The sequence below is a fragment of the Nostoc sp. 'Peltigera membranacea cyanobiont' 213 genome, from assembly GCF_002245975.1.
GTDB lineage: Bacteria > Cyanobacteriota > Cyanobacteriia > Cyanobacteriales > Nostocaceae > Nostoc.
In genome coordinates, this window is sequence record NZ_NOLI01000099.1 from 18,362 (window position 1) to 29,385 (window position 11,024).

The window sequence follows — 11,024 nt, forward strand, 5'->3', positions numbered from 1 at the left end:
CCCATCTGAAAAACGATAACTAATCAACAGCATTGAAGACTTTTGTGTAACAGATTCACACTTCAGAATGAACCTGTTTCAACAACTCCAGCTTCCACTGCGAGGCTTTTTCTAAGTCAGCAATTTTTAAGTCTGTACCTTCGTAAACAAGACCTTTAAAGCGCGTGTAGTTGTACGCTACACCATCGTCAAGGTCAAGATTAATTCGCGCATCGGCTTGCGTTTGTAGCTTGGCTTGGTAATCTCGCAGTTCTAACTGTTGGGCTTGTAGTTCTTTCAGGCGGTTTGTGGCAGCTTTTTTAGCGGCGCTAGAAGTGGTATTATCTAACTGTTGTTGCGCCCTGGCAATTTCCCCATCTAGTTTGACTTGCAATTCCAAAACATAATCGGTGCGAATACGAGCAAGAGCATCTTCGCTGTAACGCTGTAAATATAGTAATGCGCCAAAAGCTCGTTTTTTTCCACTGGTAAACAGCCAATAAATAGGGCGTTTTTTATAAGTTTGAATGTGGTCAGAAATGAATTCTTGCAGAAAATAGCGGCGGATGCGTTCTTGGGCGCTTTCGCCGTTTTTGAGGGTAAGGGCGTTGGCGATGAAATTCATGTTTTCGGTAAGGGTGTCGGGACTGTAGGCGACACGCAGAAATTCTATGAAGCGGGTAACGATATCGTTATCAAAGTATGCTTGGTATGTGATGGGAATAATTGCATCACTGCTGACGCTTAAGGTTTGGGTTTGGTGTAGGTCCGGGTCAAATGGTTGTCCGGCGTGGATGAGTCCGGGTTTGTCGAGGGAGTAGCGCCCCATGATACAGCCGACGGCGTAGGAGATAAGGGAACGAATATCTTTGTTTAAGTCGGCGCGGCGGATGGTGATTTGGTCGTCGGGTACTTCTGGGGTGAGTTCGTCTTGTAGGTCGTAAGCTTCTATCCAGTAGCGGTTATTTTCTTCTTCGAGTTTTTGGAGTTCGCGGAAGGCGGTTTCTGATTTGCTTTGCCAAATGGTGAAGGCTTCGCTAAGGTGTTCGGTGTTGTGGCGTAATAGGGGGTGGATTTGGAAATCCCAGGATGTTTCAAAGTTGTTCCAGTCCTCTCTTGCAAGAGACAACATTTGGCTCGATAGTTCAATGATGTAATTTTTATCTATCTCCTTTAATATGGGGACATTTAACACATTTTCTACATTAAGTGCCAAAGTTGGATTTAAAAGTGTAAGGAATGTATTAGCTACTTTAGAATTTAATAAAGATAGTTGTATTTCTATGTCATTGGAATCTTGATTTTTGGAAAAAATTGTTGGAGAGACAGAATTAAATTGAAAATCACATCTTAATTCTCTAAAAGAGAAAGTATTGCTAATACTTATAATACTCCAGGTTACACCTCTACTGTTTTGATTTTTAACACTGGTAATTCTAGCAATTTTGTCTTTTTTATAATGACTTTGGGTTCCTAGATTCCAATTTATAATATGAATTACGTTTCCATAATATCTTCTGTAATCTCCACCTTTGGAACATAATACCCATGATTTATCTATACCAACTTCCTTAGCTTTTACTTCCCAATAATATCTCATATATCTCTCATCCTTTCCCGTTTTACAAGGCCCATCAGAATACATAGTAGATGAAACATTGGGCAGAGATAAAAATATATTTTTAATTTTTTCCGTAATCCAATAAGCTATAGGTGATCCTGGGATTTTTGAAAAGTCAGTGGATTTAATATAATAATTATTACTTTTAAAAAATCTTTGATTTAATTCTTCATTAGATAGTACATTACTTTGTTTGTCATAAAGTTTTTTAAATACGCTTATTGAATTGTTGCTATTCTTTTTTCTAATTGTAAAACCACAACTACCAAAGTCAGAACCAAAAATACCTCGGCCATTATGAACTAGACTTTCTAAAAAGTAGTTATTAAGAATATTTGCTCGAATTTCTTGATAACTTGACAAAAACATCCAATTTGGTATTGTTAGCATAGCTACCAAACCATTGGGTTTGCAAAAATGAATATTTCTTTGAATATAACAAGCATATAAATCTCCTTTCCCAGCTTGATAGTTCTTGTTAATAAAGCTTTTAACTATATCATTAAATGAACTACCACCCATATAAGGCGGATTTGCTACCACAACCCAATACTGCTTCCTCAAAAACTTTGCCTGTAAAAGCAACCCCTGCAAAGCTGGAACATATTCCCGAAACATTGAATCACTGAATTCCAACGCCTGCAATTGCCATTTCAACTTTTCAGCATCAAAGCTTGGCGGCGTAATTAAACTCCCTAAATTCTCCGCATTCTGAAACGCCTCAATTAACGGTTGCCAATCTTCAAGAATTAATTCTGTTGCTGGTGGTAAAGTCTGACTATGGGTAGGACGCACCACCATAATATTCAAAACCAGAGATTTCCGCAAAATCCGCGAATTCTTCGCCCGTGCTTTCATCAATACTGCAAAACTTGCTAACTGCGCTGCACGTTCATCAATATCTAAACCATACAAATTGTGCGTTAAAATCAACGCCGGAATATCGCGCTCTAAATAACCTTGTTCTTTGTAAATTTCAAACAGCAAATCAAACGTATACACCAAAATATGACCACTGCCACAAGCAGGATCTATCACGGTCAACTCTTGAGGCGTTAAAGCTTGAAGTTTTTCATCCTCACCATTATCGTTAGGATTTTCCAAATAGTAAGGCATATATTCACGTAACCGTGATTCCGGGTGAGACTCTAACCACAACCGCCCCAAACTGTTCTCCACCATATACCGAACAATCCAGTGGGGGGTAAACAATTGAGTCGCTGCGGGAATATCTGCGGCTGCAACCTTAGACTTTGCTCCAATCACCTCATCCTTGCGTTCTGAAATGTAGAACTGATACAGCCAACCTACTACTTCAATATTCTGCCAGTCCTCCTCTGGAATCTCCTTTACCAGCCGCCGTACAATTGAATCTTGATTTAACAAATTTCCAGGCAAAAACAGCGCTTGATAATTCTGGCGAGGGTCAAACAGTGCCGGAATTCCCTCTGCCAAAGCTTTACATTGAGCTAACAGCAGACGGCGGTAAAGAAACTCATCGGGATTAGGATCATGATTGGCAAAACTGCGCCACTCATTAAGAGTATCCAAGTCAAGTCCAGGTAAATCTCCCATTTCGGCAATAGAACTAGCATCCTGTAACAAATCAGGGTCTACCAAATTGGAGTCGCTACTACTCAACACCCGCCCGATATATCCATTCACCTCCATAAACCGCAACGCCGCCAAACGGTTAAACCAGGTGTAGGCAATTTCATCTATCAGCGCATCTACCGCCTGGGGTTGGCTGGAACTTAGCGTTAAATCTTGCAAGCGATTTCGCAGTTGATGATATTGGTTTGCTTCCGTTGTATTTAGCGTTTGACCCGCCACCAGCAGTCCACCCGCAACTGTCTGATGTTCTGTAATACTTTTGTGAGTTATGCCAAATTGGGCAGCACGGGCTTTAACTTGTTCTCGTAGGTAACGACGCGCCCAAATAGCAAAGTTCTTGATAGCGGTGCGGTTCATAAGCTGATGAGGGAATAGGGTGATGCAATAAAGGTAGGAAAATGATTAGTAGAACTAAGTAATATTACTCAAGACGAACGCGATGATTTTGTTGAATCTCATCCAATAGCGTTTTCCGCAACGCCTCTAGATAAACATCCACATCTTGCAGTGTTTCCAGTAGGGGTTTAGGCGCAACTCTCGCTACCTGCACCGATATGATGCGTTTGACACAAGTAGCTTTGCCGTTACTGCCATTGTTTGACTGACGCTGAATGATTTCATTGGCTTGCTGATCTACTTTTTGCAGCAATTGTGGGAGGATGTTTTCTAGTTCACTTTGACGTGCGATCGCAGAATCGATACTTGTTACCTGATTAACTGAGGTTACAACTTTATCGATGTCTTGAGTGATATTGCTGAGGTCTAGCTGTGCAGAAATGTCTTCGTGAGCGGAAGTCACATACTCAGCTAATTTCTCCCGCATTGCCTTGCTTTTACTCTCCACCTGATAGATTTGAGTTTTTAGCGCCTCCTGCACCTTATCTTTGACAGGTAGGAGTAACATTGCTAATTCTGGAATCTTCGCAGTGGGGTCAGACATCGCCAAAATTTGCTTAACTAAATCCACCCGCCTGAGCAAATCTGGATCACTAATATGGCGTAGTTCTGGTTCTAGGGTTTTCAGGTCATTACGAGCTTGCTGGAATAGCTTAATTTGTGTGCTGAAGAAGGATTGCAGTTTTTGCACATCTTCGATAAATTCTTCTATATCATCCCGTCGCTGACGAAATGTGTCGAAAAACTTCGCCGCACTGTCCTTCGTTAATAATTCAGCCAGCAAATCTAAGTTAGTACGCAGTAGTTGAGCAAAGGGAAGCCCACCTTCTGCTTGGATTAACCAACCTTCTAGTTCTTGAGAGTGTTTTGTTAAGGCATTTTTGTATTGTTCAAATAGCAACTGTGGATCGCTAGACATATTGTCATTGAGTAACTCGCTGGCCATATCTTTGGCAATCTTCAAGTTGGCTGGGTTAATTTCATCGGTAAGGCGGATGGTATATTTATCTATTTCTTTGCGCGATCGCAACTGGATCACTAATCCTTTATCATGCAGATTAACGTTGCCTTGAGCGTGTCGCAGTTCTATTACACCCTTGTTAGCAAGTTCTGCCATCACCCCCAAAGTGTCGAATTCCGACCAACCATAAGGACGGACTGCAAACTTATCTACCAATGCCTTAATGCTGACAAGGCGGCGAAGGCGGGTTTCTTCCATTAACCAAGCTCGCATTTCACTATGAGCAGCCACATTAACAGGCTGTCCGTTAATATCTTGTTCTTGACTCTCACGAGTTAGGGCATTGCTTACGTGATCTTCGTTTTCAAAGCCACTAGCCACGTAACCGAGCTTTTGATACACATTACCTACCAAATAGCTCAAACCTTCATTCAGCAAGCTTTTAGTGTCTCGACTGCGAATTTCTAACTTGCTACCACAGGCAAATACATCAGCACGAATAATCAAATCCTCTAGGATAACTTTCAATTCCTGACGGCGTTTGCTATTCTCGTCTCCCCGTGCAATTAAAATTCTCTGGATACTAGGGCTGAGGTTGCTGCTATTTTTCAGACGCAAGTACTCGTCTGTTTTGATTAAAATATTGAGATCATCCAGTAGACGTTGGTTATCAGGCAATCTCACCAAGACTTCATAACGAGATCCCGTAGTGCCAATGCAGAAAGCATCATCCTGCATAGCAGCGTAACTTTCGGCATAAGGGGTAACAATATGCAGGGTGAGGTCGTTAGTTTGCTGCCCAAAAGTTTGTTCATCCAGCTTGCGGTTAAATGGATACTTATGACGCTGGCTATATCGTAGTTCTTTGTCAGTAAAAATTGAATCCCAGACAAGCTGTTGTAATTCTTTGAGAACTTTGATTGAATCAACTTGAGTATTTTTGATTTCTCTGCCAATATCTTGCTCCTCATGGGTCAAGAAAATATATTCATCGCCATTACGCTGGATAAGAGTTTGACGTTCCAACCGCCCCAAAGCTGCTTCTACCTGCTGCCGCAATGCTAGTTTATCTTGGTCAATATTACTTAGACTAAGAGTAGTTAAGTTATCCAAATTAGCCCGAATTTCTTTCAGGTACTTGACCATGAATAGGGTCTTCAATAGATCAATGTCAAAAGAATGTAGTTGCGGATTCCGACCCGCCTGAATAATAACTTGGTTGATCGAACTATCCAAAAAGCCTTCTACTGCCATGTAAAAGGTGTGGAACGGAACCAGCACACCAAGAGGTTCTCCGGCTACCGCTTGGGATGCAACCTGAAAAGCATCCAATAGCGATCGCTCTCCTGATGCCAGGTGCTTGCCAGCAGAACCCATGAGGCGAATTTGAGTAAAAACCTTTTGTAACAGATTAAACTGATAGGGAATAAAGGGATAGGCGGTAAAGAAATCTTGAGGATTACCATATCCCGGCATATCGGCGCTGTCCTGAGTAAAAGCAATTTGGTTTCTCAGAATAGCAATCTTCTGGCTATACAAAGCTTCCAACCCAGCCCGCGCCGCATCAGTTTTGCCGAGCAAACGTAACTTAATTACCTCATCGGTATTAGCAGAAGACAAATTCAGTGGGCGATAAAAACGACCAATAATCTTAGAAAAATCCTCGCCTTTAATCTTGTTTTTGGTAATCTCATCCATTGCCTCTTGGGATGTCACCACCACCCAAGCTTTTCCCAAACAGTAAGTACCCAAATCTTCCACAACAGTCTGTAAGTTCAGCATCAGTTTGCTGTCTTCACCGATATACTGTCCTACCTCATCCACCATAAAAATTAGGCGATGTTGCGGCCCTTTACTATCCAGATACTGCTTTACCATGCCAGCAAACTTTTCTGGACTCAGAGTGTAATTTTGTTCGCCGAAATCTAGTAAGCGGTTAGCCGCTTCTGCACTCATGCCCGTGCTAGTTTGTAAAGCACTAGCGATCGCATCTTGATGAAAACCCCAAGCATCTCGGTTTTCCTTCCATTCCAAGCCACTCTCTGCCAAGAAAGCTTGTTGAAAAGCTGCATATTTACCTTGGCGATCTAGTTGACGTTCAAACTCAGCAATGGGAAGAACCGTCCCAAAGTACCCCAAATGCTCGTCAAATACCTTTTGAAAGACTTTGGTAATGCTTTCTTTATGGTTTTTATTATTGGCATCAGCTTTAGAGTCAATATTGAATAAAATCACATCGCAAGAACTATGTGCTGCTTGTGCTATCAAGGCTTGCAACATCGGATCGGGTATGCGTTTTTCATCAAAATAATCCAAGGCGCGGCTAGTTTCCAATTGATGATTAGCCAATAGGTATGACAGAATCTTCAAAAAGTGAGATTTCCCTGAGCCAAAAAATCCAGAAATCCATACGCCCATCTTATCCGTAGGATTCCTTAGACTATTGGTGTAGCGTTCAAAAAATGTCCGAAAGTGCCTATCTAGTTCGTTGGTAACGACATACTCTTCCAATTCTTGACGAATATTCTCGTCATCCTTCTGCCCAACTTTAATAACGCCATTGATATTACGGTAAATGTCCTTTTGGAAGAGTTCGGCGATATTCATAGGTGGTGTTGTTGGTGGGGAATCAGAGGGAAAGCCCGATAGTAGTTGTCATCCTTAAAGGTGTCGAATAGACGTAGTTCGTGCCCATCGTAAGAACCAGGGAAAAACATCACTAGAGGGATTTTGTCAAGTACTGGGTGCAGGTTGTTGAGGATACTGTGCGATCGTAAAAGGGGCCAGCTAGCACCAACTCCAGTCATGATTACAAGCTGTTCATCACCCCTAAGTTTTTTTTGGATGTAGGCAATAACCTGGTCAGGTCGGACAAGAGGCGCAACGGTCTTAGCCAGGGCAACATTTCCTTTAGTTGCTTCTAACTCAAGAGCTTTTTTGAGTACCCCTCTTTCTGACAATATGTCGAGGATAGTTCTATAAAGGTCAATTTCCAGCAAAATAAGCTGGGTGGGCGGACTCATCAATTGCCGCTTTAGACGTTCGACATATTTCTGTACTAGTGGTTCATATTCAGCGTCATAATCAAAAATATAAAAGCCAATTTCGTTTCCAATACCGCGATTACTCAATAAACGTGCATCTTGCAGTTTTGGTAATAGTGCATCAAGGCGCTGATTAATACTCAATGTGGGCATTAATTTTGCCTTTGATCACTGTGTTTTTTCGATTTTGGCCAATAAGGAGGTAACTTTTTTAATAAAAATATGAACATTACCCCACAGATGGCTTTGCTGCCTTGAAGTGGTTAGTTATATACATAGCAATACAGCTTCCTTGATGACTTTTATCAAGGATAATCGAAAGCTAGATAAATGACACAGTATATTTACTGATTAAACAGGCAATTATCAATCTATATTTGAGCTTTTAGATACACTCAACTCTTAATAAACCTGGCTAAAGAATTATAGTGCTTAATGATTCCTATAATACAAAGTAAGCAGTATTCTGCGAGTAACTCTTGACTATCTAATCACAGGCAGCGTCCGCGATTGTAAGCAAATGCCTTGGCTGGCCACAGAACATGGTTCCTGGTGATAGTGTGTTGATAAGGCAAATCTGGGAATGGAGGAAGTAGCGTAGGCGCAGCCCGTCGTAGACATCGCTAAGTGGAGCGTAGCCATCGCCTCCCCAATCGATTCTCATGAGTGATTGCCGAAAGCTTTAGCCAGTACGAGAATTGCAAATTGTGACTTGAAGAAGATTTTGGACAGGTTTGGAAGAAGAAATTGGACAAGTTGCAAGCTGAAATACCTATAACTTCGTTAAGGCATTAAGCAAGCGATCGCTCTTTTGGAAAAAGAAAATGGACAGAATAACAGAAATGGAAGAAGAAAATGGACACAAATCCGCTTGAATACGGCTCCTGTCCAACTTATTGCCTAACTTGTAGGATTTTTCACAAGCTTTGCGATCGCTTGCCGCAGTAAGTATCGCTATCACCAAAACCTTTATCTTCCATACAGGCATAGAGTTTGAGCAGTTTAGTTTTCCTTTATGCTATTTTTTTGACGTTCTTGGAAGGTAAACTTGGACATCCATTTTTGGAAGGTAAAGATGGACAACGTGTCCAAAATCTTCTTCAAGTCACACAAATCTCTAGAGTTCAGTCTCTTTCAGCACCTACTGGCGGTAAAAACTAAAAGTACTACCAATAAAGACTTAAAAATTACTAAAGCCTTTTATTAACGCTCCTTGCGTTCACACAAAGGCATTGCCCCGATCAGCAATCGTGTACAAGCGTATGCGATTGCTCTGGCATTGCTCAATTGAGCGCACGCTGAAATCTTCGCTTTGCACATAGGCGAGCGATCGCTTTGAGTGGGTGTTTTAAATAGCAAAAGCCTTGATTGACATAAACTATGGTAGACGCATAGGATTTTAATGTCAACCGTGGTTAATAAAGAAGTAGAGGTTTTTTCAGTGGACATCAGCGATGTGGCATACATCAAATGGAACGCCGAAAAAATTGACATTGTAAAAAAAGCAATGGAAGAAAAAGGCGGAAAAAGAGGAACTATGTCTACAAGAACTCTAGCACAAGCCTTACAAGATAGAGGCGTGGCTTGCTCATACCAAAACATATTTAAATTATTAAGTGGTAAATATTCAATTATTTCCTTAGAGATAGCGCAAGGTATTTGCGAAGTGTTATCTATCCCTGTTCAAGAAATTGTAAAAATCTACAGATTTTCTGTTTATGATGGTTGACATTGTTAACCAAGGTAGACTAATATATTAATTATAGGAGAGGAACCAAGTAGTAGCCTCCCAGCTAAATTGAACCTTGAAAAAAGTGAACAGAAAACAAAGCCCCCAGGTAGCGGACGCAGCGAATAGTCAAGGCTGCTGAAGTGAGGTAAGGGTGGAGTGGGTTCCAAATAAAAAGTTGCTACAGCATTACGGAAGTCGCTTTGAAGCTCGTTGCAGACTACCGCCCGATCAAGAGATATGCTGCTGTAGCAAGCTCCAGTCACCGACTAGGAGCCATAAATATGAGGCTTCGCCAATTTTAGATTGGGAGTATTGTGCTGAAAGCACAACAAACTTATTACCAATAAATAGGGCGATCGCTCCGTCTGCAAAACTTGCGATCGCCTTTTTACCCATTTAAGAGGTATTCTCTAATGATGACACAAGTTTCAGCCCCTGCGCCAACAAAAGATCCACTAACCACACAGGATCGCCAAATCATTGCAACCATCGTCAATCAGTCGGACTACTCAAAAGAGTGCAAGCCCGAAGATGTAGTGACTATCTGGATCAACAGTGATTATATCGTGTGGGTAAAAATGACCCACGGCTATGCTCGATATCACAAAGAGCCATTCAAACGCGCTGTTGCAGAGGTTAAAGCGAGTCTTTCTGCTCCAGTAGAATGTAATCACAAAGAAGATGAAGAATTAAAACAAGCTGCTGAGAAAATTGGCTTGTTAGGTGATTGTGATTGGCTATCATTAAGCGTCCAATACCATTCTGATAAAGTAATCGGTCATGCTGGTTGTTATATTTCCCACAAGGCTCGATTATTTTCCCCACCGGCTGAATGGGATTTTACACTGCCGAAGTGGAATATGCCTGCTGCTATCTGCCCAGATTGTGATGGTCACGGCTGCGGTAACTGCTCCTATCGCGGCACTCGTGCAGAAGACTTGTGTATGCCAGTAGACGGTTATCGACTAACTTATGTCGGCAAGACTGACCTCCAGACGGCTCACAATGTATATCTGGACGGTGAGTTTTTGGGCATACTCTTCAAGGTCAGAAACGCTGAGGAAGTCTGGGAAAACGACCCCAAGACATACTACTGGCGCTGTGGCGATGGCATGAAGTATTGGAGCGTAAAAGAGGCTGTAGAAGCACTGTTCAGGGTAACTACTCCGATTGAACTGCCACAAGTTCGTCGAGAGTTGGTAGCGGCGTAAATAGGCTGGTGGAAGAAAATTCTCTTCCACCACTATTTTAAAATCAGTGCCATTCGCCACTCAGAATTAAAGCTTCGCTTATTTTTTGCGAAAACTAACATTAAAGAAAGGCAGCAGCTACTATGACAGCTTTTGACTTTGATTCTGCTGAACACAAGTCATACCAAAAGACCCCAGCAGCTAAAAGCATTCCTTCACCCGCAGGCATTTGGATTGCTTACGAAAATCAACAATTAGCAGGATGGTACGAAAATAAAGAACTAGAAGGTGGGAAAGAGTATAAAGTTCTTACTAACAAGTTGGACGAAAACGATGAAAAGATAGGCATTCCTGGCGCTCTCTACAGACAACCACGAATACTTGTGATTGGGCGATCGCTTCTGCTATATGGAAACGATAGAAAGGTGATTGGAGTTTGGCGTAGCAGTGATGGTTTGGACAAGAACGCCTACAAATTCGGTAGGCG

General features: G+C 41.7%; 9 protein-coding genes. 4 read left to right on the plus strand and 5 right to left on the minus strand.

The window, feature by feature from the left end:
* Positions 1 to 55: 55 nt before the first annotated feature.
* The 4 genes from pglX to CDG77_RS35680 all read right to left on the minus strand — a co-directional run bounded on the left by pglX (position 56) and on the right by CDG77_RS35680 (position 8,603).
* Entirely contained in the window at positions 56 to 3,571 is a 3,516-nt protein-coding gene (gene pglX / locus CDG77_RS23315) for a BREX-1 system adenine-specific DNA-methyltransferase PglX (RefSeq protein ID WP_094331740.1), read from the minus strand.
* A 64-nt stretch (positions 3,572 to 3,635) separates the two neighbouring features.
* Positions 3,636 to 7,178, minus strand: a complete 3,543-nt coding sequence (gene brxC / locus CDG77_RS23320; RefSeq protein ID WP_094331741.1) for a BREX system P-loop protein BrxC — start codon at positions 7,176 to 7,178, stop codon at positions 3,636 to 3,638.
* Positions 7,175 to 7,768 (minus strand): DUF1788 domain-containing protein, encoded by a 594-nt coding sequence (locus CDG77_RS23325; protein ID WP_094331742.1) that lies wholly within the window; start codon positions 7,766 to 7,768, stop codon positions 7,175 to 7,177. The genes brxC and CDG77_RS23325 overlap by 4 nt, the downstream gene beginning before the upstream one ends.
* Before the next feature lie 619 nt (positions 7,769 to 8,387).
* Positions 8,388 to 8,603: a hypothetical protein gene (locus CDG77_RS35680; RefSeq protein WP_143857077.1), complete on the minus strand. Its 216-nt coding sequence runs from the start codon at positions 8,601 to 8,603 to the stop codon at positions 8,388 to 8,390.
* 5 nt (positions 8,604 to 8,608) lie between these two features.
* On the opposite strand from CDG77_RS35680, the gene CDG77_RS36770 reads away from it, so the two are divergent.
* A complete protein-coding gene (locus CDG77_RS36770) occupies positions 8,609 to 8,776 on the plus strand; it encodes a hypothetical protein (protein ID WP_190234046.1) in 168 nt (55 codons plus the stop codon).
* Between the two features lie 250 nt (positions 8,777 to 9,026).
* Positions 9,027 to 9,344 carry a helix-turn-helix domain-containing protein gene (locus tag CDG77_RS23330; protein WP_159402667.1) on the plus strand — a complete coding sequence of 106 codons (318 nt, stop codon included), beginning with the start codon at positions 9,027 to 9,029 and terminating at the stop codon, positions 9,342 to 9,344.
* A gap of 231 nt (positions 9,345 to 9,575) precedes the next feature.
* On the opposite strand, the gene CDG77_RS36775 is transcribed toward CDG77_RS23330, so the two are convergent.
* The gene (locus tag CDG77_RS36775; protein WP_190234047.1) at positions 9,576 to 9,743 is read right to left on the minus strand and encodes a hypothetical protein; all 168 of its coding nucleotides are present in this window, start codon (positions 9,741 to 9,743) and stop codon (positions 9,576 to 9,578) included.
* A gap of 17 nt (positions 9,744 to 9,760) precedes the next feature.
* Here CDG77_RS36775 and CDG77_RS23335 point away from each other — a divergent pair, with 17 nt between their 5' ends.
* Entirely contained in the window at positions 9,761 to 10,558 is a 798-nt protein-coding gene (locus tag CDG77_RS23335) for a hypothetical protein (RefSeq protein WP_094331744.1), read from the plus strand.
* 122 nt (positions 10,559 to 10,680) lie between these two features.
* A partial coding sequence (locus CDG77_RS23340; protein ID WP_143857078.1) for a hypothetical protein occupies positions 10,681 to 11,024 on the plus strand: 344 nt, incomplete at its 3' end.